The following is a 22,926-nucleotide window of genomic DNA, read 5'->3' as shown; positions in this document are numbered from 1 at the left end:
AAAGGGCATCCGCGGGGTGAGCGGCTGCTGATCCGGTTGGTGGCGTGCCGGCGTGATTCAGGCCCCCTGGCGGATCAGCAATTGTCATACATGCGTATAATCTCGCCGGTTGATTTTCCCTCAACGCTTTTTACGTAGCCGTTGACCACTTTACGCATGGGGATGGGGTTGTGGCCGGGAAAATAGGCTTCATATTTGTCTACCGCATCTTCAACCAAACCCGATGACACCACGTTAATCCGGATTTCATTTTTCAATTCCAGGGATACCGCTTTGACAAAACTGTGAATGCCACCATTGACCATCGCCGCACTCGTGGTCAAGAGCACCGGATGGTCGGCCAATATTCCCGTGGTCAGCGTAAAAGAGCCGCCGGCATTCAAATACTTCTGTCCAATCCTCACCAGATTCACCTGGCCCATCAGCTTGCTATTCAATCCGATATGGTAGTCTTCTTCGGTCATCGCATCAAAGGCGGCCCATTTTGCTTCTCCGGCGATGCAGACAGCGGCGTCGACAGGGCCGACGGATTCAAACATGGCTTTAATCGATCGGCTGTCGGTAATGTCGACCGTTACATCGCCGGAATGTCTTCCGGCAGTCAGGACCTCATGCTTCTTGGCGAAATGACCGCTGACCTTTTTGCCAATCGTACCCGCTCCACCGATGATCAGAATCTTCATGGTTCCTCCGCGTTCATGCGTTCTTTATTTTCGTTTCCGTAAACAGTGAGTCGCTCTTGACGGGCAACTTAATCCTGCTGTGCGCATTTGTCCAAAGCATAGTTTTTATTTGAATAATTAACATTTGTGATCATCATGGCCACAATGGCGAGTGAACTGAAAATCGCCGTTTTATCTTTACGGTGCTGCGCGGCACCGGCTTTACAGGCGGAACATTCCGCGCGGCTTGCTGCGGGGAGGGTTCAATCCAGGCGTTGGATGACCATACCCTCGGGGAAGCGAACGGAATCCACCATTCCCCGACAGGTGATCGCCAGGCCCCTGGAAAGCAGCGATTGGCCGAGTGGAAGCACGAGGCGGTTGCCGGTCTCCGTTGCCGGCCACGGCCGTGGAACCGCCCGCAGCCGGCCGGCTGCGCGCATGGCATTCTCGTAGTCGACATCCCAACTCCAGCCGAAGCCGGGCGAGGCGCTTCGATATTCCGAAGGGACCGCATCCGACGATACGGTCATCCGCGCGAACAGGAACCCCCCGGCCATCAACATACCGGCGACAGCCGCCAGTTCAATCGGACCATCGCTGCTCCATTCAACACCTCCGATTTTCTGTTGAGGGCGGGTCGCCTGGTTCTATCAGTTGTAAAGCTAATTCTCCATGTCACGGATACAAGGGGGGCCTGGCCACGGATACCCATCGAGACAAACAAAAAAGGGGACCCCTTCAACCGTCTGAAGGAGTCCCCTTTAAAATTGTAAAACGAGGCGTTAGACCACGGTCACATTGGCTGCGGCAGGACCCTTGGGGCCCTGTTCGATGTCAAAGGTAACCCGGTCGCCTTCGTTGAGAGATTTAAATCCAGTGGCATTGATTGCCGAATGATGAACGAAAACATCCGGACCGTCTTCTTGCTCGATAAAACCAAACCCTTTGCTGTCATTGAACCACTTTACGATGCCATTTGCCATGCTGACTTCCTCCTGCGAGTAAAAAATTTTATGATTGCTTCAAACTTCAGGGGCCACTTTGACAAATGGATCGATCCCTTAGAAAGAAACCGGGCCGCTAACGCCAGCGGACCTTTATAATTTGCATCTCATATCATGCAAAAGGAAAAAAGCAAGTTAATTATCCCTCTTATGCAGAAAATCAGGAAAACTGAAGCGAAAATCGCTATTTTCATATTAATTGTCGAGACCCGAACCTTGGCAGACACCGGTTCAGGTGAGGGCCGCCTTGCCGATTCCGGCCATGGCGATAGCGCATCAACCCCCGGTAACCAAAACCACCTTGCCGATGTTTTTGCGTGCTTCGATATATGCATGTGCCTCGCCTGCGCGCTCCAACGGGAAGGCCCGATCGACATGCGGCCGGACCCATCCTTCCTCCACCCCTTTCAGAATTTCCTGCATCCATCCGCCTATCTTGTCCCTTTCGTTCCACATGTGGCCAAGATTGACTCCAAATACGCTTTTGTTAGCATTCATCAATTCCAACGGGCTGTACCGCGGCGTTTGTGCGATCAGCTTGATAAACTGGAATAAGCGTCCCATTGTCGAATCGGTAACCGTCGACACACCAAACATACCCAGCCGTCCAGTCGATCGAAGTGCGCGGTAACTCTTTTTCCAATGCCTCCCGCCGATCGGATCGAGCACCACCTCCACACCTTTTCCACCGGTTAGGCTCATGATGCTGGAAAGAAAATCCTGGTTGCGATAATCGATGGGATAGTTCAATCCCCTTTGCATTAAAAAGCGATGCTTGCCGACACTGGACGTCCCATATGTCGTGGCTTCAAGGTGCAATGAAATATCCAATGCGGCCAACCCCACGCCACCACCTGCATTGTGAATCAGTACCGATTCTCCCTTTTTCAGACCTCCCATGACATGTAACAGCTGATAGGCCGTCAGATAATTGACCGGAATGGCGGCGGCCCGTTCAAAATCGAGAGGGTCGGGAATGCGAAAAACGGCCTTTTCCGAAACGCAAACCCGGTCTGCGTATCCATTGAATCGGGTCAGGGCGATGACGGCGCTGCCAAGGATGGACGAATCGACGCCCGGACCGGCGGTTTCCACAGTCCCGGAGACTTCGTACCCAACGACACAAGGAGGCTTTGGCGCATCCGGGTACAGGCCCTTTCTTGCCAGAATGTCGGCGAAGTTGACGCCAATCGCTTTGACCTTGATGAGAACTTCTCCGGCAGACGGCTGTGGATCCTTTCTTTCTTTTATTTCCAATACATCCGGATCGCCGTGTTTGGTAATCACGATCTGTTTCATGATTGTTTACCCCTGTCGATGATTAAATGGCGCCAGCCCATATCGTCAGCAGGAATCCTATCGACTGCTGCTTTTATTGAAAATACCTCAAGATATCAGTTTCTGTCAAAACCGGAGCCTGGCATCGCAATCATCGCGCCCTGACATCCTGACGGCGTCGGTTGGCCGATCGTGGTCTTCAAATTATTGCCAGCTGAAGACCATCGTGTCGGTGATGCGTTGAGACGAGCCTGCCACCCGCATAATGTCAGGGTCCAGGACATTTAAAAGGATCATGCTGATGCCGGCGGAGACGAGCATCGGCAGGAAGGCGCACTGGTAGCGACGCCGTGTGTCGGGACCTGGTGCCCCGGTGGTGAGGTTCGACAGGCCGGCGATGGTCCGCACGGGAAAACCGAGCAGGTCGGGCAGGGTCCGGATCACTTCCAGCACGGCCATGTTCTGGCGGTTGCCGTCCTGCCAGGCCAGGGGAGCCACGATGGGATCGACGATGAGTCGTTCGGGCGGGATTCCCGCGGCTTGTATTTCCTTGAAGAGGGCCACGGCAGCTTCCATGCGACCCACGGCATGGGCGGGGACGTGGCCGTCGGGGCCGAGCAGGTAGCCGATGATGTCGCAGTCATACTGTCGGGCCAGGGGCAGGATACGCTTCAGCCGTTCGGGTTCCAGGGAAACACCGTTGATTGTCGCCTTCGGGCCGCCTGCCGCCAGCCCGGCCGCCATAGCCCGCGGATTGGCGGTGTCCAGAACGATGGGCAGGTCGACGGTTTCCCGCACAGTGCGGACCAGGAAAGACATCTTCTCCTCGGGACAGCGGGACAGCGGGCCGCTGTTGATGTCGATCGCCTGGGCACCGGCGTCCATGCAGGCGCTGGCTATCTCCCGGATGGGGCCGGGGTCCAGCCGCTCCACGGCACGGCCGAGGGCCGGCAAGGTGACGCGAAGGTTGTCGGCAACGATGATCACGGCTCCTCCGCATGGGGGTGATCCTCGCATCGGCGGATCAGATCCAACGGCTCGGGCGGACGGTTCAGGTAAAGGCTCACTGTGGAACCGGGCTGGGCCAGCGATTGGGTGATTCCGTGGTCATCGGCGATGCGCAGAATCGTATCTTCCCGGGTGGGGCCGCCGGGGCCAAGAATGTTCACCGCATCGCCGGAAACGATTTTGTTTTTCACCAGAACCCGGGCCCCTCCGTCAGGGGTTCTGTCGAGCACCTTGGCCACGAATCGATAGCCGGGATGAATGATGTCATCCAGGTTGGCCGCTGTCTGGTCCGGGTCTCCGAAGTAAAACCCGGTGCAGTATCCCCGGTGGCTGATGGCGGACAGTTCGGCCAGCCAACGTTGACAGACCCGGTAGGCAAAAGGGTCCCGATACCAGGCATCGATGGCTTCCCGGTATACCTTAACCACGCCGGCCAGGTAGTGGATGCTTTTCATGCGGCCTTCGATTTTGAGCGAGCAGATGCCGGCGTCGATCAGGGCTGGCAGATGTTCGATCATGCACAGGTCCCGGGAATTGAAAACGTAGGCCCCGCGGGGGTCTTCGGCGATGGGGAAGTGCTGGCCGGGGCGGGTCTGTTCCATCAGCGTGTAGTGGAACCGGCAGGGCTGGCAGCACATGCCGCGGTTGCTCTCGCGTTTTTTCATGTAACTGGACAGCAGGCAGCGTCCCGAGTAGGCGATGCACATGGCGCCGTGGACAAAGGCCTCCACCTCGAGGCCGCTTTTTGCACTCATCTCGCGGATTTCATCCAGAGTCAGTTCGCGGGCCGCATTGACGCGGGCGGCACCCAGATCCCGCCAGAAGCGGGCGGTGCCGGTGTTGGTGGTGTTGGCCTGGGTACTTACGTGGATGGGCACGTGGGGCAGCAGGTGCCGGGCCTGCACGAAAATGGCCGGATCGGCGACGATCAGGGCGTCGGGTTCGGCGGCTTCCAGGGATGCCAGGTAATCGGCAACGGCCTTGGCTTCGCTGTCCCTGGAGTAGATGTTCACGGCCACGTACATGCGCACGCCATGTTCACGGGTCAGTCGGCGGGCGGCCTGCATCTCCGCCAGGGAGAAATTGGCGGAAAAGCTTCTCAGACTGAACGCCCTGCCGGCCAGATAGACGGCGTCGGCACCGTAGTGAATGGCTATTTCCAGCTTTTCCGGAGTGCCGGCCGGCGCCAGCAGCTCAATCCGGGTGGGATTTACCTTCATCGTTATCAGACCAATTTTCTTTTAAGAGAAGCAGGGAACCGGGGCCCGGCATCCTGTTTCATGATCGACCACTGATCCAGCAGGTGTTTCAGGGAGGCATTCAGGGCCTCGAACGAAAAGAGTTCCAGGGAAACCACGCCGCTGAACCGATCCAAGACACCCAGCACCGTTTGCATCTGGGCTGGCGAGAGCCGGTTCAGCGGCAAATGGTCCTGCGCGCCATCCACCCCATGCAGGTGTACGGCGGTGATGCGTTTTTCCCAGCGGTCGTAACATGCCGCTACGTCAGCCCCGCGGGCCATGAGATGACCCATGTCCAGGCATACCGACAGGTCCAGGCTTTCGATGATCGGCGCGGTTGTCTCAAAGCCGTCGTCCAGGTTTTCGACGGAGATGCGTCGGCTGGAAACCCGGTTTGCCAGACCCGCATGGAGGGATTCGGCAGCCCTGTCCTGCCAGCGACGAAAGTCCGGTTCGGACGGGTCGCGCATCAGATGCAGGGTAAAAGTGGTGGGGGCCAGCAAGGCGCATCGATCGATGACATTCGCCAGTACGTCCACCGCCCTGCGGCGAACGGCGCTGTCCCGGTGCCCCGGAAAAATGTCCGTAGGCAGATGGACGTTGTAGGTGATGCCGCCGGCCCGGGCCAGCTGCGCCAGTTCGTTGACCAGGGCAGGGGACGGCGGGCTGTCGGCAAAGCGGCTTTCGAAAAACAGCAGTTCGATTTCATCCACGAACGGCGCCAGGTATCGGACGTTGTCCACGTAGTCTGCCGGGTAGACGAAGGAGGGGCAGGCCAGCGCAAAGGGGAAGGCTTTTTTTCCTGTTTTGTCCGGCAGCGGAAAGGTTGCTGTGCGTTCTGGTTCGCCTGTCATCGCCATTCTCTATGCTCTATTGCAGGAGCAGGATCGCTGCCGCCGCAGCCATGAAGGCCATCAGTGCGGTGGTCATCATCAGCCGGCAGGCCTGCCGGATATGGATCGGTCGGGCATCGGCGAATCCGATGCCGATAACGGGCTTTTCTACCAGCCGCCCGTGGTAGTGGTTGGGCCCTCCCATCCACAATCCCAGTGCGCCGGCGAAGGCGGCTTCGGGGTATCCGGCATTGGGGCTGGCATGGGCACGACCGTCTCTCCAGGCGGTGTCAATCGCTGTTTGCCCTCGCCCGTTCAGCAGTTGCGCGGCCAGGGCGATGATCGGTACGGCCAGGCGGGCGGGGATGAAATTGGCCGCGTCGTCCATGCGGGCGGCGAATCGGCCGAACAGCAGGTACCGGTCGTTCTTGTAGCCGACCATGGAGTCCAGGGTATTGACCATCTTGTAGGCCATGGCCAGGGGGGCGCCCCCCAGCACGGCGAAGAACAGCGGGGAGACGACCCCGTCAACCAGGTTCTCGGCCACGGTCTCCACGGCGGCGCGGGTCACCCCCCGTTCATCCAGCCGGTCCACCTCGCGGCCCACGATCATGGAAACCGCACGCCTTGCAGCGCCGAGGCCCGATTGGCCGAGCGCTTGACCCACGGCCAGGGCGGCGTCGGCCAGACTGCGGGCGGAGATGCAGACGAATATCATCACGGCCTGGACCACGATCCCGAGGACGGGATGAGCGGCTGCGGCGAGCCTGACCAGCAGCAGGCAGGTGATCCAGACGGATGCCACCAGCAGCGAGGCCATGAGCGCACCGGAAATTATCGGTTTGATCGGCAGTGCACGAAAACGGGGTTCCAGACGCTCGATGGCCGTGCCCATCCAGCGGACGGGATGGGGCAGCCACCGCGGATCGCCAAGCAGCATGTCCAGCGTCACTCCCAGGACAAGGGCCAGGGCCGTTCCTTCAGCGGGCATGGCGGTTTCCCGGATCGGCGTGGTCGCGGCACAGCTGGACCAGCAGGTCGGCCGCCCGACGGTTTTCGGCTTCACTTTTCAAGGAGATGCGGATAAACCTATCGGACAGGCCGGTAAAGTTGGTGCAGTCGCGGATCAGGATGCGATTGTCGGCCATGTGCCGCCACACGGTCTCCGCGTTCAGTCCATCGGGCAGCCGGATGAGGACAAAAGTGGTGGCCGAGGGGAAACACCGGGCGTCTGTCTTCTGATGAATACATTCTTCTATTCGCCCCTTCTCCTTTTCTATCGAATTTCTGGTCGATGAGAGAAAGGGTTCGACCTGCTCGGGATGTTCCATGAGCCATTGCACGGCCGTTTGAGCCAGGCTGTTGACCGACCACGGCAGGGCCAGGGGGACGAGGGCCTGCATCAGCGGTTCCGGTGCCTTGACGAAGCCGATGCGCAGTCCCGGGATTCGAAAGGCTTTGGACATGGAGTTGAGCACCATGACATTGGGCAGGTCCGAGCCGATCATGGTGTCATCTGCCGGTTTCGGGGCGAAGGGCAGATAGGATTCGTCGATCACGAAGACCGTGCCGGGCAGGGACCGGCACAGGGTCTCGATATCCGGTCTGGCCGCCAAGGCACCGGTGGGATTGTTCGGGTTGCATAAAAAGACCAGATCAGCCGCCGCGGCCACCCTGCGGATCGCCCGCATGTCCGGTGCGAAATCGTCTTCCTCCCGGCAGATCAGATGGTCGCAGATCACCTGGTTCATGGTGCAGGCATCTTGATAATCGGCGTAGGTCGGACCCACCACCAGGGCCATTTTTGCACCCAGTGCCCGGGGGATCCGGTAAATCAGCTCGGTCGTGCCGTTGCCCGCCATCACCTGCCGGGGATCGATGCCGTAAAACCGGGAAAAGGCGCCCACGATGCCGCCGGCGTCCACTTCGGGAAGGGCGGCGATGGCCGATATACTGGCTTTAAGGTGGTCGATCAGCGCCGGCATGGGGCCCAGGGGGTTGACGTTGGCGCTCATGTCGCTGATCTCCGATGGCCGGCAATTCAGCCGCTGGGCCAGCCGGTAGATGTTGCCCCCATGTCCGCCGATCATGGACCGCCTCCTACGCACACCGCCGCAAACAGAACCGCTTCCAGAATTTCGGTCATGGCGCCGAGCAGGTCACCGGTGACGCCGCCCAGTTTTTTGCGGTAGATAAAGATCAGGGCAGCGGTAGTGGCAGCGAAAACCAGGTTCAGCAGGAGTCCCCGCCATCCCAGAAACAAGGAGAGGATGACCGGTGCGGCAACGAATTTAAAATCTACCGTGGACAGGGGCGTTTCGAAGAAGGCGCTGCCGGTGCCCGCCTTTCCCCGGGCATAAGGAAGAAAGCGTATCCCGGCCATCATGGCCGAGCGGGCATAGGCCGGAACGATCAACAGCGCCAGAAACCGTCCGTGGGAGATACTTCCCACGGCTGCGGCCTTGACGAGCAGCACGCATGCCACGGCAACCAATCCCATGGCGCCTACCCGGCTGTCCTTCATGATGGCCAGGGCTTTTTCCGGTTCACGCTGGCCGTAAAGGCCATCCGCGGTGTCCGCCAGGCCGTCCAGATGGAAGGCACCGGTGACGGCCGCCAGCAGCGCCACATCCAGCGCCCCGGCCACAACCGGCGGCCAGGCTGCCGAAGCGAATCCGTCGAACAGGGCCAGAACCAGTCCGATGGCCAGTCCGGCCAAGGGGAAATGGACGATGATCCCTTTGGGATCGAAAGGACGCGGCCGTCCCAACGGTATGGCGCTGATAAACTGCAGCGAGGCGATGAAAGCGTTCATGGGGCCGTATTCTGAAAAGGGGGTTTGATGGTCACGGGGATGCCGGCCACCGTCCAGACCACTCGGCCACAGGCGGCCGCGACCGCCTGGTTGGTCCAGCCGGCCAAATCCCGATACAGCCGGGCCAGACGGTTTTCCGGAACGATGCCGGCACCCACCTCGTTGGAGACGAGGATCACCGCGTGGGGGGCCGTTTTCACGGCCTGGGCCAGATCGTTGATATGCTGCCGGATCTGCCGGGTGTCCTGGGTCTGCATGAGCAGGTTACTCAGCCACAAGGTCAGGCAGTCCACCAGGATCACGTCGGCTGCCGGGCTGCGGGCACCGATGGTCTCGGCCAGGTTGACGGAAACCTCCAGGGTGGTCCAGGTGTCGCTGCGTTCACGCCGGTGCCGGTCTACGCGGGCCTGCATCTCGTCGTCGCGGGGCACGCAGGTGGCCACGAACACCCGGTGGTTGCCCATGCCTTCGGCCAACTGAAGGGCATGGCTGCTCTTTCCGCTGCGGCAGCCGCCCAGAACCAAAATCTTGTCGGTGTCGGTCACGATGGTTTCTTTACTGAATGATTTGCCATTTGATTTTTGGCGATCTCGCTTGATTTACCTTGGATCTTCACCAGGGCACTGATCCGCTGCATGTCCACATGGCTGCGGACATGATCGGCCAACAGGGTGTACTGCTGCATTTTGGCCTCCAGGCCGCCGGCGGCCGGCACGTCGATGCCGGCGATCCCCATCGCATCCAGCCAGCGGGCGATCAACGCGGGGGTGTCGAACAGGCCGTGCATGTAGGTGCCGATCGCGCGCCCATGGTCAACCGCACACCCGTCGGTGTCATTTACCGCCTTGCCGTTTCTCTCATGGACCGCCAGCAGCGGCTTCCCTCCGTGTGAACGGGTCTGTCCCATATGGATCTCATAGCCGGTCCCATCGATGCCGTCCCAGGAAAACCGGCTGAGGGTCGTGGTCTTGGGTGCCTGGAGCACGGTTTCAACCGGCAGCAGGCCCAGGCCGGTGGTCGCTCCCGGTTCGCCTTCCAGGCCGTCGGGGTCGCAGACGCGGCTGCCCATCATCTGGTAGCCGCCGCAGATGCCGGTGATGTGGCCGCCGCCGGCGTCGAAGTCGGCGATCCGGGGTTCCCACCCGCTGGTTTTCAACCACTCCAGGTCGAAGCGGGTGTTTTTGGATCCCGGCAGGATCACGGCGGAAAAGGCGGTTAGATCCTGGGGCGTTTCCACAAAGTGAACGGCCAGGCCCGTCACTCCCCGCAGCGGATCGAAATCGCTGAAGTTGGAAATGTGGGGGATGCGGATCACGGCCACCGCCGGTTTTCCATCCGCGTTCGCCGCAACCGTTTTGGGGCGTTCAATGACCACCGAATCTTCGGGGTCGATGCGGATGTGCTCATACCAGGGCACCACGCCGAACACGGGCAGCCCGGTCTTTTCTTCGATCCAGCGCACGCCGTCGGCGAAAAGCCGCAGATCCCCCCGGAACCGGTTGATGATGAATCCGGCCACCCGGTTGCGGAAGTGGCGGGGAAGGCAGTCCAGGGTGCCCACCAACTGGGCGAAGATGCCGCCGCGATGGATGTCTCCCACCAGGATTACCGGGGCATCGGCATATTCGGCCATGGGAAGGTTGACGATATCGTGGGCCAAGAGGTTCACTTCGGCGCAGGAGCCGGCGCCTTCCATCACCACCAGGTCGTAGTCCGATCGCAGGCGGTCCAGGGCGTCGTTGGCGGTCTGAACCAGGCGTGCCTTCTTCTGATGGTAATCCATGGCCGTCTGGTTGCCGATGGACTCACCCAGGAGCACCACTTGTGACCCCACGTCGCTGGTGGGTTTGAGTAAAATGGGGTTCATGTCCACGTGGGGGGCGATCCCGGCGGCTTCGGCCTGGACGATCTGGGCGCGGCCCATCTCCAACCCCTCCGGGGTAACCCCGGAATTGTTGGACATGTTCTGGGCTTTGTAAGGCGCCACCCGCAACCCCCGGTCGGCAAAAATGCGGCACAGGGCGGCGGCGATGACGCTCTTGCCGACGTCGGAGCCGGTGCCCAGCACGGCGAGACAGGGGGCCGGGGAGGGGTTACGTCGATTTCTTGATTGATCGGGAATTACCAACGACTCTGCACTTTCAAATGGTGTCGTGTGAAAATAGTTTTACGTATTAAACGCTTAAGTCAAGTATCAGGTCGATTTAAACGTATGATAACCAACAGAAAAAATTAACTTAACACGGAAAACACGATTATTTTTCAATCCCGGTCCGGGCCGCCACGCCGGCCTGGTAGTAGTGCTTGACGGCTTTCATTTCCGTCACCAGATCGGCCTTGTCGATGACGCGGGCATCCGCCCCTCGACCGGTGACCACCAGTTCGACATCGGTGGGCTTTTGCGACATGATCGCCAGAATCTCGTCGATCGGGAACAGCCCGCACGTGGCCGCCACGTTGCCTTCTTCCATGATCACCACCTGGTAACGGCCGGAGGTCATGGCGCTGCGGATGGCCTCCAGCCCCTTCCGGGCGGCGGCCCGGTCTTCCGGCGACGGTTTTCCCTTGACGAACCGGCCCAGCCCGAACTGCTCCACGGTGATCCGGTCCGCCAGGCGCGAGAGGGCCTTGATTTCACTGTAGTCGCCGGACTTGATGAACTGGGCGATGTAGACGGTCAGTCCTGCACCGGCGGCCCGCAGGGCCAATCCCAGGGCGGCCGTGGTCTTGCCTTTGCCGTCCCCCGTATAGATTTGCGTATAACCTTTTTTAAATGCCATGGTCATTAAAGGTGTTTTACTTGCAATTATTGTAAGTTTTGATGTTTCAAGGTGTTAAGTAAAGGATAAAAACGATAGAATACATCATCTTAACACTGCTTCCCACCCATATCATACTTGCCTGCATAACCCCGCGGCGTAACCATAAATCCGTCATAGGCAAAGGTGCTCGAATTGCCCACAAACACGGTAGTCTGCATATCCACATCGGCCTGGTGAAGTTGTTCCAGCGTGGTCAGCGTGACCCGCTGGTTATCGCGCATGGCACCGGTGACGATACCCACGGGGGTGGCCGGCTCACGGTGCCCGAGGATGATCTGCTGGGCCCGGGCCAGGTGCCCGGCCCGGCGCCGGCTCTTCGGGTTGTAGATCACGATCACGAAATCGGCCCGGGCTGCCGCGTCCAGCCGGGCTTCGATGGTTTTCCAGGGCGTGAGCAGATCGCTCAGGGATATGGCGGCAAAATCATGGGTCAAGGGTGCCCCTAAAAGCGACGCGCCGGAGCAAAGCGCGGGGATGCCGGGAACCACTTCGACAAGCAGCCGGTCCGGGTCTTCCGTGCTTGGGGAACTGCCGATGGCGATGTCCCGCTGCCGACACATTTCCAGCACCAGCCCGGCCATGGCATAGACCCCCGGGTCTCCGCTGGAGATCACGGCACAGGCGGTGCCGGACAGGGCCAGGTCGAGAGCCGCCGATACCCGGTCGACCTCTTTTGTCATGGCTGTGCTGACGATCTGCTTGCCGGCGATCAGCGGCCGGACCAGATCGATGTAAGTGGTGTACCCGGCAACGGCGTCTACGGCTTCCAGCACGTCTGCGGCGCGTCGGCTCAGGTGCTGGGGGCCGCCGGGTCCGATGCCGACGATATACAGCCGTCGGCGGCCACTGCCACGGTGACGTTGGCCGTCTTCTGTTTGGGAACGATCAGTCGCCCCCGGTGTGTCGCCAGCAGGGCTGCGGCTTCGCATACGCTTTTGACTCCTATGTGTTTTTCCACCATGGTCGACGGGGTGGGCACCTGCGCCACACCTTTGAGCCGGTCACGGGAGAATACCGTTAACGGCAGGTTCAAGGATTCGGCCAGGGCCAGCATCCCGGGCTCGTCGGCCTTGAGATCCACCGTGGCCAGGGCGCGCAGACTGGAGATGGCCAGACGGTTCGCCGCGAACGTTTCCACCAGCAGATTGCGCATCTCTTCGACATCGGTACCCCGGTTGCATCCCATGCCGGCCACCAATGACCCGGGTCGCAATACCAGCACATGGGGGGGCAGGTCAAGGCACATGTGATCCACGAAAACCGCGGCATCGTTTTGGCCGAATGCGTCGGCGGCGGAGGTGATCACCTGGTCTGGCGGCAACTTGTGGACCACGATCCCAAAAGGGTCGTGGATGAAGATCGGGTTGCCAGTGATCAGGGCCATGTTGACCGCTTTGATGGCATCGGGATTCTCGATGATCAGTTGGTTTTCCACGGCGATGACATCGATGGCCGGCACCCGGTTGACATCGGTGGCCGTGGTGATCACCGGCAGTCCGCCGCTGGCCCGGGCCACTTCCCGGGCCAGGGTGTTGGCCCCGCCGATATGGCCGGAAACCAGGCTGATGGCGAACTGGCCAGCCTCGTCGCAGACCACCACGGCCGGGTCCGTGGTCTTATGTGCCAGATGGCGGGCGATGCTGCGCACCACGATGCCCGTTGCCATGATGAAGATATGGCGGGGAAACCCGGCGAACTGCCGCTGGACCTCATCTTTCAGTCGGGCAAAGCGCACCGCACCGGGGATGGTTGCCTCCAGTTTCTGCGACAGAAACAGGGTGCAGCCGGGCATCCCTTGGGCAATCATCCGGGCCAGTTGGGCACCGTTCGGCGTCAGCGCCCAGACGGCGGTGCGCTCATTGGCCGCCGATTTCACCGTAGGTCCTCCGCCTCACGGTAACCGTGGGCAAAGTGGCGGTCATAGAGCTTGGAGTGGTGGACCAGGGTCTCCAGGCTTACATCCAGCACGCGTCCGACGACCACTAGGGCGGTCCGGGTGATTTTTTCTTTTTTCACGGTTTCGGCCAGTTCGCCGGCAGTGGTCCAGAGTATTTTCTGGTCGGGCTGGCTGGCCCGGTAAACCACCGCGCAGGCGCCTTTGGAACCATAGGCCCCTGAGAGAATTCGCGTCATCTCGTCGACCATGGAAATGCTCAGGTAGATGGCCATGGTTGCCCGGTGGGCGGCCAGGGATGCCAGGGATTCGGCTTCCGGAACCGGCGTGCGTCCGGCCAAACGGGTGAGAATCAGGGTCTGAGACACCTCGGGCAGGGTGTATTCGACGCCCAGGGCCGCAGCGGCGGCAAAGGCGGCGGTGACACCCGGGATCACCGTATAGGGGATTTTGCGCTGGGACAGTTTGGCCATCTGTTCGAAAATCGCCCCGTAGAGAGAGGGATCGCCGGTGTGCAGGCGCACGACTTTCTGACCTGACTGCCAGGCGTCGGCCATGGTCGAGACCATTTCGTCCAGGTGCAGGCCGGCGCTGCTCAGGCGGCGGCAATCCGGCCGGGTCCATTTGAGCAGGGCCTCGGGTACTAACGAACCGGCGTAGACCACCAGATCGGCAGTTGCCAGGGCCTGCTGGCCCTTTACCGTGATCAGGTCCGGATCGCCGGGGCCGGCGCCGCAGAAGATGACGGGGGTCGAGACGGTTGCAACTGAATCAGAATCGGGGGATGCGTGAATCACGATGGATGCTTTCTTTGTGTGCGTCAGGGACGGCGTCCGGTGACAATCCAGACGGGATTGGCCGCTTCCAGGCGATGGCTGAAAGGCATGGCCGTTGCCCGGTTTACCTGGATCTGGATCATGTCGACGTCATAGGACAGGCCTTCGAGGGTATGCATGGCCGCCGTGAGATTGTCGGTCAGGACGGTGTTGATCACGATGATGCCTGCGGGCTTCAGGCGGTTGGCGGCCATGCGGATAATGTCGCCGAGGGCGCTGCCGCCGCCGCCGATGAACACCCGGTCCGGGTCGGGCAGATCGGTCGTGCCTGCGGGCAGGCGGGCCTGGATCACCTGCATGTTGCCGATGCCGAAACGGGACCGGTTTTCACGGATATGCCGGATCCGCCACTCCTTTTGTTCTACGGAGTAAATTTCTCCGCGGGTGATGAAAAGCCCGGCCTCGATAGAGACTGAACCGCTGCCGGCGCCCAGGTCCCAGAAGACCGCCCGATCGAACAGGCGCAGCCGCGACAGGCTCACTGCACGGACTTCGGCCTTTGTGATCAATCCCTTATCATGGGCGAAGCGGTCCTCGGGCATGCCGGGGAACAGGGCCGGGGCGGTCTGCCGAACGGGATCGGGCTTTAGGACCACCAGATTGAGATCGGAAAAGGTCATGGCCTGCGCCTGGGCTGGTGTAATCCGGGAGATCCGTTCGTCCGGCATGCCCAGCCGTTCCAGAACGCACATGTTGACATCCGAGAAACCATTTTCCTCCAGGATACCCGCCAGCCAAGACGGGCCGTGGGCCGGGTCCGTATAGACGGCCACCGTATCGCCGCCGCCCAGGTGCCGCATCAGTTCGCCGGTGTGGTCGCGGCCATGCAGGCTCACTGTCCGGACGTCCTGCCAGGGTTCGCCCAGGCGGGCGAAAGCGGCCGCCACGGTGGAGACGTTGGGCAGGATGTGCACCCTGTCGGCACCCAGGCGGCGCACCAGGAACGCGCCGATGCCATAAAACAAGGGATCGCCGGAGGTGAGCACCACGATGGTGTGGTCGGGCATCTGTCGCTCGAGAAAATCGCCCAGTCCCTTCAGGTCCCTGCCTATCTCCCGCCGTTGGCAGGCCAGATGGTCGAAATGCGCGATGAGACGTTTTCCGCCAACGAGGATGTCGGCGGCCTCGATGATCGATCGCTGCCGCCAGGTCAGGTCGTCAGGGGAGGTGCCCATGCCGATGATGGTTAATGGTGGTGCCACTGATGTTTTCCTTATGACCTCTCACCCCGGCCCTCTCCCCTCAAGGCGAGAGGGCCGGGGTGAGAGGTCATATCTCAAAATGAACCACGGTTGTACTAACGTTCCCTCGCCCCTTTGGGGAGAGGGACAGGGTGAGGGGGTGTTTTTTCCAGATTGTCTGCGTCGCCACCCTAGCCCCAATCCGGTTGCGTGTCAACTGCCGGGGTGCCGTCGTAATCGAAAATGACACAGCGGACACGGACCTTGTTGCCGGAAAACCCGGCCGCGCAACGCCGGGCTTTTCCGGCCACGTGGGCGACGACCGGCAGGGCACTCTCCATGAGCGGGTCGAAGGCGTGTCGGGCGGTGTTGGAGGCGGCAATCCGGCGGGCCAACTCAGGGTTTCCGGTCTGCTCCAGCGTCCATCGGGCCAGGGATTCCAGGGTCAGTTCGGATTTAGCCGCGTGGGTGTGGGGGATGTTCTGGGCCATCTTTACCGCCTTGCCGAAAAAGACGGCCAGGGTTGCCGACGAAAACCCCCTTGACGCGGCGGCGGTCATGGCCGCCTGGAAGAAATCACCGATTTGAATGAAAGCCTCCTCGGCCAGCGACGGCCAGCGGTTCTGGGCAAAGCGTTCGCTACGCCTGCCGGTGGTCAGCACCAGATGCGTCAACCCGGCGGCCCGGGCCACATCCATGGATTTTTCGATGGTGGCGACATACGCCTCGTGGGACATGGGCCGGACGATGCCGGTCGTGCCTAAAATGGACAGGCCGCCGATGATACCCAACCGTGCGTTGAGGGTCTTTTTCGCCAGGCGTTCCCCTTCGGGCACGAATACCTCGACATGGATGCCGGCATCGGTGGGGTGACTGTCGAGCAGCGCATGGATGCTGTCAGTGATCATGGCGACGGGCCCTTGCGTAATTGCCGCGCGGCCCGGTGGAATCTCGAGACCGGGCTTGGTCACCACGCCGACCCCCGCACCGCCGGTGATGCGGACACGACCCGCACCCCATGGTTTTTCCAGGGTTACTTCGGCGCCGATTTCGGCGCCGTGGGTGATGTCCGGGTCATCGCCGGCATCCTTGATCACCGTGCAGCGCGCCTTGTTCGGGTTCACCAGCCGGCAGTCATGAACCGCAATGGTCGCGGCCTCTCCGGTCAAAAAGGTGATGTCCACCACCGTCGGCACCCGGCCGGTAAAAAGCAGCTGAAGGGCTGCCTTGGCGGCCGCGGCCGCCGCCGCTCCGGTCGTGAAACCGGACCTGAGCCTGTCCGGCGGTCTTTTCAACGTTTCCTTTTCCTCAGCTGGTACTTTTTTACCGCCGCGTTGTGTTCTTTGATGGTGGTGGAAAACTGGTGCGTGCCGTCTTTTTTCGAGACGAAGTAGAGATAATCGCTTTGGGCGGGATAAAGGACCGCTTCCATGGCAAGGGCCCCCGGGCTGGCAATGGGTCCAGGGGGCAGTCCCTTGATCTTGTAAGTGTTGTAAGGGGTATGGGTCTCCAGGTGGCGGCGTTTGATGTTTCCGTCAAAATCGGGGATGCCGTAGATCACGGTGGGATCGGTTTCCAGGCGCATGCCTTTTTTCAGCCGGTTGTGAAAGACCGAAGATATCAGCGGGCGCTCTTCGGGGGCGCCGGTCTCTTTTTCGATGATGGATGCCAGGGTGACGACCTCGTGGAGGGTCATTCCCATTGCATTCGCCTGCTGCTCCCAGGCCGGTTTATAAGCGGCCCTGAACTGCTTGACCATCGTGGCGATGATGGTGTGGCTGTCCAGCCCGCGCGGGAAATAGTAGGTGTCCGGGAACAGATACCCTTCCAGGGTATCGGCCTCGATGCCTAGACTGCGGGCCGATTCAGGATTGCGGGCTGCATCGAGAAAGGCCTTTTCCGATTCCAGGCCGGCGGCGGCCACCGCCTCTGCGATCTGGACCAGGTTGTATCCTTCCGGGATGGTGAGTCGATAAAGATGCACTCTGCCTTCCACCATCTGGTTCAGGATCTCCCTGGGCGTCATGGCGGTGGAGAAAAAGTATTCCCCGGCCTTGAGCAGCTTGTCCTTCTTGTCGAGCCGTGCCAGGATCGTGAAGCGAAGGGCATCCGAAACCAGGCCGTCGTGGTGGAGCGCAGCAGCAGTCTGCTTGAGCCCCTGGCCCGGTGAAACGGTGAACAGCTTCTCCTGAACGGCCGTTCCCACCGGGCGATCCGCCCAGGACATGAGATGCATGTACAGCACCCCGGCTGTACAGATGCCCACAAAGATCAGGGATAATGCGATAAAACCCAGTTTTTTAATCATTCTCCGGTACTTTCGGTATTGAACCCTTCCCGCGGTGTACCGTGGGGAGGGTTCACCGTTAAGATACAATCGATTTCCCGTTCGCCCGCCAACACCGCCGCAGGCGGCGGGTAATGCGTTGGCTGTCGCGGTTCAGCAATAATCGGAAGCATACCATAGAGCATGCCATCGACGCTTGTCAAAGGGGTTCTGGGCCTCCGGCAAATGATTCCCGGTATATGGTTCCGGGATCCGGGCCGCTTTGTCCACCGGTCGCGGTCCGGCAGGGTTCCCGGTTTTACTTTTTCCGCGAGGAAAGGTATAAGCGATGATCAATCCAATCTCGACAGGAGACCGGCGACCATGACCCAGCGCCCGCATGACAGGGATCGTTATCACGGCTTCGAACAGGGCCCCATCCGGCCGCCCAGCGAAGCCGGCAGCTTGCTGGTCCGGGTGACACGCAACTGCCCCTGGAACCATTGCGCCTTCTGCCCGGTATACAAGGGTGCCCGTTTTTCCGTTCGTCCCGAAGCCCACGTCATCGAAGATATCGACGCGCTCCACCGGCATGTAGAAACGCTGAAGCGCCTTGCCGACGGGTCCGGGAGCATTCTCCGAAAGAATATCGATGCATGCATGCAGGGCCTCCCCGCTCACGAACAGCAGGCTTTCGGGGCTGCGCTGAACTGGTATGCCGGTGGCATGCGCGCTATTTTCCTGCAGGACGCCAACAGCCTGGTGGTCAAGCCCGACCAGCTGATCCGGATATTGCGCCACCTCCGAACCCGGTTTCCCTGGGTCGATCGGATCACCTCCTATGCCCGTTCGCACACCATCGCCCGCATCAGCGACGACCACCTGAGGCAGATGCGGGAGGCGGGACTGAACCGGGTCCACATCGGCCTCGAGTCCGGTTCGGAGGCGGTGCTGCGCCTGGTGCGCAAAGGGGTCGATAAGCCTACCCAGATCAAGGCCGGCAGGAAGGTGAAAAAGGCCGGCATCGAATTGTCCGAGTACGTGATGCCTGGGCTGGGGGGCAGGGACCTGTCCCGGGACCATGCGCTGGAAACCGCCGACGCCCTGAACCGGATCAACCCGGATTTCATCCGCCTGCGCACCCTGGCCATTCCCGGCGGGATCCCCCTGGCCGAGGAGCACCGCAGGGGGCGATTCGTCAAATTGAACGATGTCGATATGGGGCGGGAGATCCGGTTGTTTATCGAGAGCCTGGACGGCATCACCAGCATGATCGTCAGCGACCACATCCTCAACCTGTTCGAGGAGGTCCAGGGCCGCCTCCCCGAAGCCAAACCGGATATCCTGGCGGTGCTGGACCGGTTCCTTGAGATGTCCCCCCAGGATCAGTGCCGCTTTCAGGTGGGTCGGCGCCTGGGCCTTTTTTCGCGGCTGGTCGACATGAACAGCCCCAAAAGGCTCGCCAAGGTGGATGCATTCTGCGCCCAGCACGGTGTCACGCCGGACAATGTGGATGGGATGGTGGATGAGATGATGAAGCGATTCATATAGCGCTTATTCAGAGATGGCATCTTGCGGCCCTGGCCGGTGTTCTCACGCCTTTGCAATCCTCGACGCAGCGTTGCTGCGCCTGTGGTTGCAAAGGCGCTGCGGCCTTGGCCAGAACCACAACCTACCATCTCTGAATAAGCACTGCCGCAGTGAAACCATTGTCGTTCACCAAAACTAGGAAACTCAACGTCCATGGGACTCAAGCACAGCTTCAAAACGGCCCGAAAGAAAATCGAGGGTTTGGATGCTGACGAGCGCAAGATCCTGTCGGCTATCTGCAATAACATTCATGATGCCCAGGATACCCTGACGAAAAAAGCCGCCCCCTTATTGGCCAATTGCATGGCCTGCCGGGGCCTTTGCTGCCGGAACATCCAACCTGCCGATATCATAACCGAGTGGGACCTCGTATACATCCTGGCCATGGCGCCGGCAGTTGAAGATGCTGTGGCGGACTGCCTCGCCGGAGAAAGTTTTTTCCCTTCGGACTGCATTTTCCTCAAAAGCGGTACCGGGCCCTGCCTTTTTCCCGACGGCCTGCGTCCGGAGCGCTGCATCATCTCCTTTTGCCGGGTGGAGCCTTCCGTGGAAAAAGAGATCGGCCGGGTGATGGAAGGCTTCAGCCGGCTGATTCGCTTTTTCATGTTCCGGCCGTTTCGCCGGCTGCCTGGATGGATCAAGCCCCTCCATTCCACCCGCCGCCGCACCAACGGTTAAGTATTCCCTTTCATTTCCATTAAAGAATTTTTCAGCCCAGTCGATAACCCAATTGGACAGCTGTGTTGCATCTGGCCTTCCTGTGCCCCTGCGGGTGCATCTCTTGAAACGTTTATTCAACGATTGCGGGGTGTTTGAAGATGTTTAAAAATCTGCCATTGCTCGTCAAACAGATGATTTATTTTTCATGCATTACGCTGATTCTGATAGTGGTTGGCCTAGTGGGGCTATTTGGTGTGCGCAACGTGGGCGCCAAATTGCAGGCCACTACCGAGTCAGGTCCGCTGATCTATGCCGCCATGGAGATGAAGCTGGCGGTGGCCCATGACCTGCAATTGTTCAAGAGCCTGGAGGCTGCCCAATGGCCGGACGAGGTCGAGGCCACCTGGAGCGAGCACGAAAAGATCGCCGGGACCTTCACGGCGCTGGGCAAGGCCATTTTAAACGGCGGTGAGACGCAAGCCGGGACGGTCGAGGCGACCAAGGACGAACAACTGCGGCAAGTGGTGACCGAGACACTGGACTATTACGATGCGTCCTTTCATGCAAAATTCAAAACCCTGGCGGATCTGATCACCAAGAAAATTTCGGCCGAGCCATACGATTACGCGCTGTTGGACCAGTTGGGCGCGGAGGCCGACGAGATCGGGGAAACGATCATTGCGCGGCTCAAGGATGTGGAAACGGGTGTCAAGGGATCCATCGAATCGGTCAACCAACAGGCCCGTCAGGCCATGACCCGGGCCAACACATCCATGCTGGCGGGCATCGCTGCGGGGGTGCTGCTGGCGTTGCTGCTGGGGTTCGTGAGCACCCGCAATATCACCCGCCCCATCAAACAGGTGGTCAAGCTGGCGCAGCAGATGTCCGAAGGCGATTTCACGCACGATCTGCAGATCGACCAACAGGATGAAATCGGGCAGCTGGTGGGAGCCCTGAACCGCCTGGTAAGGAGAATGGAGCGCATGCTCAGGCGGGTGGTGAACAGCGTGGACACCCTGCGCTTCTCATCGGGGGAAATGACCCGGATAGCCGATCAAATGGCCAAGGGTGCCGACCTTACCGCCGGCCGGTCCAATACGGTGGCAACGGCGGCCGAAGAGATGAGCGCCAACATGAGCAGCGTCTCCGCGGCCAGCGAAGAGGCCACCACCAACGTGAGCATGGTGGCGGATGCCGTGGCCGGCACCACGGAAACCATCAAAACGATCGCCAGGCATTCGGAAAAAGCCAGAAGCATCGCGGACAGCGCGGTGGCCCAGGCCGACCTTGCATCGGCCAAGATGAATGAATTGGGCGTTGCCGCCGGTGCCATCAGCAAGGTGACCGAAGTGATCACGGAGATTTCCGAGCAGACCAACCTGCTGGCGCTCAACGCCACCATCGAGGCGGCCCGCGCCGGCGAGGCAGGCAAGGGTTTTGCAGTGGTGGCCAACGAAATCAAGGAGTTGGCACGCCAGACCGCCCAAGCCACCCACGAAATCAAGGCCAAGATCGGCGGCATCCAGCACTCGACCGGTGAAACGGTCGATGAAATGAAGCAGATTTCCGCAGTGATCAACCAGGTGAACGAGATCGTTGCCACCATCGCCACATCCCTGGACAGTCAGCTGGCAACCACTCAAGAGGTGGCCGGCAACGTGCGGGAGGCTTCCCTGGGGTTCGGAGAGATCAACGAGAACGTGGCCCAGTGCTCCCAGGTCACCGGCCAGATTTCGGCGGACATCGCCGACGTGAAATCATCGGCGGACGAACTGACCCAGACCAGCATCCAGGTGTCCTTCAACGTCAAGGAGCTTTCCCAACTGGCGGAGAAGCTTCACGATGTGGTGGACCATTTTCACGTCAGCCCCCCCAAATTCGACATCGCCGCGGTCAAAAAGGCCCACATGGCCTGGTTCGATCGGCTCAACGCGGCAATCAAAGGTGAAAAAAAGATTTCCCCCAAAGATGTTCCCGATCATAAAAGCTGCGATTTAGGGTGCTGGTATCACAGCGAGGCCGGACAAGCCATGGCCGATCTGCCGGGATTTGCAGAAGCCGGCCGGTTTCACGAGGATGTTCACCGCCTGGCGCGTGAGATTGTCGAACTCGTCAGCCAGGGGGAACGCGGCAAAGCCAGCCAACGCATGACCGCTTTCAACGATGCCCGAACCGGGCTTTTTGGTGAGCTGGACACCTTGTACTGCGCGTGACTCCAATCGTTCAGCGGCGTCCCTGAGAAAAAGGGGCGGTCAGCCATCGGCGGTCGATGGTCTGCCGCCCCTTTTTTTTCATGATGACGCCCCCTTGTGGGTTGACATCTCCAAGTCACGTTTGTATATTCCAAAATAACGATATGGAGGGCGTATGAAAGCATTCATCCGGGTTATGAAGGCCGTTTCCGATCCCACCCGGGTCAAGATCCTGAAGATCCTTGAAAAAAGAACGATGTGCGTCTGTGAATTGCAGGCCTCCCTGGGCGCTGCCCAGTCCACGACCAGCAAACATTTAAAAATATTGGAAGACGCGGGGTTGGTGGCACACCACAAGGATGGGCTGTGGGTGAATTATGCGCTGGCCGACGGCCGCCAGAGTCCCTTCGCGGCAACTCTGCTCGGCAACCTGCGGCATTGGCTCAACGACGAGCCGGAAATATCGGATCTCGTCGAGAAGACGGCACACATCGACCGGTTTGAGATCCTGAACAAGAACTGATTTTTGTTGTTCCTATAATATGCATAAATAGCGATATATAGAAACAGATCCAGCGATTGAGAGAAGTTTAATGGAACCGTGGCTCGCTGCGGCAGGAATTGAACCACCGTCATAGGAA

At 60.1% G+C, this 22,926-nt stretch carries 23 protein-coding genes; 4 read left to right on the top strand and 19 right to left on the bottom strand.

The features are described from left to right. Positions 1-74: 74 nt before the first annotated feature. The 19 genes from ACZCED_RS12040 to mltG all read right to left on the bottom strand — a co-directional run bounded on the left by ACZCED_RS12040 (position 75) and on the right by mltG (position 17,885). On the bottom strand, positions 75-683 hold the full coding sequence (locus ACZCED_RS12040; protein WP_462971478.1) for a short chain dehydrogenase: 609 nt from the start codon (positions 681-683) through the stop codon (positions 75-77). Positions 684-925: 242 nt separating this feature from the next. Further along, positions 926-1,195: a hypothetical protein gene (locus tag ACZCED_RS12035; RefSeq protein WP_464860873.1), complete on the bottom strand. Its 270-nt coding sequence runs from the start codon at positions 1,193-1,195 to the stop codon at positions 926-928. 252 nt (positions 1,196-1,447) lie between these two features. Beyond that, positions 1,448-1,648, bottom strand: coding sequence for a cold-shock protein (locus ACZCED_RS12030; protein ID WP_372679102.1), 201 nt, complete (start codon positions 1,646-1,648; stop codon positions 1,448-1,450). Between the two features lie 297 nt (positions 1,649-1,945). Next, positions 1,946-2,968: a synaptic vesicle VAT-1 family membrane protein gene (locus ACZCED_RS12025; RefSeq protein WP_462971476.1), complete on the bottom strand. Its 1,023-nt coding sequence runs from the start codon at positions 2,966-2,968 to the stop codon at positions 1,946-1,948. Positions 2,969-3,151: 183 nt separating this feature from the next. Further along, positions 3,152-3,934, bottom strand: coding sequence for a dihydropteroate synthase (locus ACZCED_RS12020; RefSeq protein ID WP_462971475.1), 783 nt, complete (start codon positions 3,932-3,934; stop codon positions 3,152-3,154). Further along, on the bottom strand, positions 3,931-5,175 hold the full coding sequence (locus ACZCED_RS12015; RefSeq protein ID WP_464860872.1) for a peptidase U32 family protein: 1,245 nt from the start codon (positions 5,173-5,175) through the stop codon (positions 3,931-3,933). Before ACZCED_RS12015 ends, ACZCED_RS12020 begins: the two co-directional genes overlap by 4 nt. A gap of 5 nt (positions 5,176-5,180) precedes the next feature. Further along, positions 5,181-6,050, bottom strand: a complete 870-nt coding sequence (gene cbiR / locus ACZCED_RS12010) for a cobamide remodeling phosphodiesterase CbiR (protein ID WP_462971473.1) — start codon at positions 6,048-6,050, stop codon at positions 5,181-5,183. A 16-nt stretch (positions 6,051-6,066) separates the two neighbouring features. Next, positions 6,067-7,020, bottom strand: coding sequence for an adenosylcobinamide-phosphate synthase CbiB (cbiB, locus tag ACZCED_RS12005; protein WP_462971472.1), 954 nt, complete (start codon positions 7,018-7,020; stop codon positions 6,067-6,069). Next, positions 7,010-8,119: a pyridoxal phosphate-dependent aminotransferase gene (locus tag ACZCED_RS12000; protein WP_462971471.1), complete on the bottom strand. Its 1,110-nt coding sequence runs from the start codon at positions 8,117-8,119 to the stop codon at positions 7,010-7,012. The genes cbiB and ACZCED_RS12000 overlap by 11 nt, the downstream gene beginning before the upstream one ends. Then, positions 8,116-8,844 (bottom strand): adenosylcobinamide-GDP ribazoletransferase, encoded by a 729-nt coding sequence (gene cobS, locus ACZCED_RS11995; protein WP_464860871.1) that lies wholly within the window; start codon positions 8,842-8,844, stop codon positions 8,116-8,118. The genes ACZCED_RS12000 and cobS overlap by 4 nt, the downstream gene beginning before the upstream one ends. Then, positions 8,841-9,389, bottom strand: a complete 549-nt coding sequence (cobU, locus tag ACZCED_RS11990; RefSeq protein ID WP_462971469.1) for a bifunctional adenosylcobinamide kinase/adenosylcobinamide-phosphate guanylyltransferase — start codon at positions 9,387-9,389, stop codon at positions 8,841-8,843. The genes cobS and cobU overlap by 4 nt, the downstream gene beginning before the upstream one ends. Further along, positions 9,386-10,972 carry a cobyric acid synthase gene (locus tag ACZCED_RS11985; protein ID WP_464860870.1) on the bottom strand — a complete coding sequence of 529 codons (1,587 nt, stop codon included), beginning with the start codon at positions 10,970-10,972 and terminating at the stop codon, positions 9,386-9,388. Before ACZCED_RS11985 ends, cobU begins: the two co-directional genes overlap by 4 nt. A 127-nt stretch (positions 10,973-11,099) precedes the next feature. Continuing rightward, positions 11,100-11,630, bottom strand: coding sequence for a cob(I)yrinic acid a,c-diamide adenosyltransferase (locus ACZCED_RS11980; RefSeq protein ID WP_462971467.1), 531 nt, complete (start codon positions 11,628-11,630; stop codon positions 11,100-11,102). Positions 11,631-11,713: 83 nt separating this feature from the next. Next, on the bottom strand, positions 11,714-12,460 hold the full coding sequence (cobJ, locus tag ACZCED_RS11975) for a precorrin-3B C(17)-methyltransferase (RefSeq protein WP_464860885.1): 747 nt from the start codon (positions 12,458-12,460) through the stop codon (positions 11,714-11,716). Continuing rightward, positions 12,457-13,542: a cobalt-precorrin 5A hydrolase gene (locus tag ACZCED_RS11970; RefSeq protein ID WP_464860869.1), complete on the bottom strand. Its 1,086-nt coding sequence runs from the start codon at positions 13,540-13,542 to the stop codon at positions 12,457-12,459. The genes cobJ and ACZCED_RS11970 overlap by 4 nt, the downstream gene beginning before the upstream one ends. Continuing rightward, complete coding sequence (gene cobM / locus ACZCED_RS11965; RefSeq protein ID WP_464860868.1) at positions 13,539-14,357, bottom strand: precorrin-4 C(11)-methyltransferase; 819 nt, start codon at positions 14,355-14,357, stop codon at positions 13,539-13,541. The genes ACZCED_RS11970 and cobM overlap by 4 nt, the downstream gene beginning before the upstream one ends. A gap of 23 nt (positions 14,358-14,380) precedes the next feature. Further along, entirely contained in the window at positions 14,381-15,598 is a 1,218-nt protein-coding gene (cbiE, locus tag ACZCED_RS11960) for a precorrin-6y C5,15-methyltransferase (decarboxylating) subunit CbiE (RefSeq protein ID WP_464860867.1), read from the bottom strand. Between the two features lie 170 nt (positions 15,599-15,768). Then, positions 15,769-16,872 carry a cobalt-precorrin-5B (C(1))-methyltransferase CbiD gene (gene cbiD / locus ACZCED_RS11955; RefSeq protein WP_464860866.1) on the bottom strand — a complete coding sequence of 368 codons (1,104 nt, stop codon included), beginning with the start codon at positions 16,870-16,872 and terminating at the stop codon, positions 15,769-15,771. Next, positions 16,869-17,885 (bottom strand): endolytic transglycosylase MltG, encoded by a 1,017-nt coding sequence (gene mltG, locus ACZCED_RS11950; protein WP_462971462.1) that lies wholly within the window; start codon positions 17,883-17,885, stop codon positions 16,869-16,871. The genes cbiD and mltG overlap by 4 nt, the downstream gene beginning before the upstream one ends. Positions 17,886-18,227: 342 nt before the next feature. Here mltG and ACZCED_RS11945 point away from each other — a divergent pair, with 342 nt between their 5' ends. From ACZCED_RS11945 to ACZCED_RS11930, 4 genes are all read left to right on the top strand, one after another. Further along, entirely contained in the window at positions 18,228-19,394 is a 1,167-nt protein-coding gene (locus ACZCED_RS11945; RefSeq protein ID WP_462971461.1) for a radical SAM protein, read from the top strand. Between the two features lie 192 nt (positions 19,395-19,586). Beyond that, a complete protein-coding gene (locus ACZCED_RS11940) occupies positions 19,587-20,111 on the top strand; it encodes a hypothetical protein (protein ID WP_464860865.1) in 525 nt (174 codons plus the stop codon). A gap of 140 nt (positions 20,112-20,251) precedes the next feature. Beyond that, positions 20,252-22,306: a methyl-accepting chemotaxis protein gene (locus ACZCED_RS11935; RefSeq protein ID WP_464860864.1), complete on the top strand. Its 2,055-nt coding sequence runs from the start codon at positions 20,252-20,254 to the stop codon at positions 22,304-22,306. Between the two features lie 154 nt (positions 22,307-22,460). Then, positions 22,461-22,808, top strand: coding sequence for an ArsR/SmtB family transcription factor (locus ACZCED_RS11930; RefSeq protein ID WP_462971458.1), 348 nt, complete (start codon positions 22,461-22,463; stop codon positions 22,806-22,808). Positions 22,809-22,926: the final 118 nt, after the last annotated feature.

It is taken from the genome of Desulfosarcina sp. (assembly GCF_055467485.1).
Note: the sequence above shows the minus strand (reverse complement) of the source record. Positions and strands in the feature narration are given on the sequence as shown.

Bases quoted from the DNA above. Each gene is read 5' to 3' on its own strand.
- ACZCED_RS11945 (WP_462971461.1), top strand. From the start codon at position 18,228: ATGACCCAGCGCCCGCATGACAGGGATCGTTATCACGGCTTCGAACAG.
- ACZCED_RS12035 (WP_464860873.1), bottom strand. From the start codon at position 1,195: ATGACCGTATCGTCGGATGCGGTCCCTTCGGAATATCGAAGCGCCTCG.
- cbiB (WP_462971472.1), bottom strand. From the start codon at position 7,020: ATGCCCGCTGAAGGAACGGCCCTGGCCCTTGTCCTGGGAGTGACGCTG.
- mltG (WP_462971462.1), bottom strand. From the start codon at position 17,885: ATGATTAAAAAACTGGGTTTTATCGCATTATCCCTGATCTTTGTGGGC.
- ACZCED_RS12030 (WP_372679102.1), bottom strand. From the start codon at position 1,648: ATGGCAAATGGCATCGTAAAGTGGTTCAATGACAGCAAAGGGTTTGGT.
- ACZCED_RS11980 (WP_462971467.1), bottom strand. From the start codon at position 11,630: ATGACCATGGCATTTAAAAAAGGTTATACGCAAATCTATACGGGGGAC.
- cobS (WP_464860871.1), bottom strand. From the start codon at position 8,844: ATGAACGCTTTCATCGCCTCGCTGCAGTTTATCAGCGCCATACCGTTG.
- ACZCED_RS12040 (WP_462971478.1), bottom strand. From the start codon at position 683: ATGAAGATTCTGATCATCGGTGGAGCGGGTACGATTGGCAAAAAGGTC.
- ACZCED_RS12025 (WP_462971476.1), bottom strand. From the start codon at position 2,968: ATGAAACAGATCGTGATTACCAAACACGGCGATCCGGATGTATTGGAA.
- ACZCED_RS12015 (WP_464860872.1), bottom strand. From the start codon at position 5,175: ATGAAGGTAAATCCCACCCGGATTGAGCTGCTGGCGCCGGCCGGCACT.
- ACZCED_RS11930 (WP_462971458.1), top strand. From the start codon at position 22,461: ATGAAAGCATTCATCCGGGTTATGAAGGCCGTTTCCGATCCCACCCGG.
- ACZCED_RS11940 (WP_464860865.1), top strand. From the start codon at position 19,587: ATGGGACTCAAGCACAGCTTCAAAACGGCCCGAAAGAAAATCGAGGGT.
- ACZCED_RS12000 (WP_462971471.1), bottom strand. From the start codon at position 8,119: ATGATCGGCGGACATGGGGGCAACATCTACCGGCTGGCCCAGCGGCTG.
- ACZCED_RS11935 (WP_464860864.1), top strand. From the start codon at position 20,252: ATGTTTAAAAATCTGCCATTGCTCGTCAAACAGATGATTTATTTTTCA.
- cbiR (WP_462971473.1), bottom strand. From the start codon at position 6,050: ATGACAGGCGAACCAGAACGCACAGCAACCTTTCCGCTGCCGGACAAA.